This is a genomic window from Photorhabdus africana (assembly GCF_035181445.1).
GTDB classification, from domain to species: Bacteria; Pseudomonadota; Gammaproteobacteria; order Enterobacterales; family Enterobacteriaceae; genus Photorhabdus; species Photorhabdus laumondii.
In genome coordinates, this window is record NZ_JAXBVE010000156.1 from 1 (window position 1) to 548 (window position 548).

The 548-nt window shown below is 43.4% G+C and carries 1 protein-coding gene; it reads right to left on the reverse strand.

The window, feature by feature from the left end; translation table 11 throughout:
* On the reverse strand, positions 1–457 hold a 457-nt coding region (locus SLS51_RS23195), incomplete at its 3' end, for a transposase (RefSeq protein ID WP_323840833.1).
* Between the last annotated feature and the right edge of the window lie 91 nt (positions 458–548).

Consider the following 548-nt stretch of genomic DNA (forward strand, 5'->3'; position numbering starts at 1 on the left):
GATGAAGTTTAAAGCCATAAAACCAGCCAGTACTCGTTTTCCCTCGCTGTGCGACGCCCTGAAATACGCGATGACGGGGAATACGGAGATTGTGGCAAACGGCAATTTTAGTTGAATCAATAAAAGCGATCCCCTGGGTTTCAGCCTTGCGTGACGAAAGAAAAGCACAAAGGGGAATGAGCGCCCTTTGCTTCAAGGTTAACATCCGGGTGTAGCTGACCAACCGGGGAAAATCGGCCTGAAGATAGTGTTTAACATGCTGAATATAAAACGTTTTAAAATCACGATAATGGCTCATGTGGAATAAAATGAGTATCGTCATGACTTCACTGAGAGAAAGGGAAGCTTCGCGGCGACGTTTGAGCAAACCATGTTCAATTAACTGTTGATGCCAGAGAGGAATAAATTTTTGGCAAAAGTCATCGACGCAGCAGTAAAGTTCTTCTAAATTAAACATGCCTGAGGATCTCCACGATTTTGTTTTCTTTGACAAAAACTTTGATCGTGCCTCAGGCACTTAGTTCCCTTCTTAAGCAAACCTCAGGTTA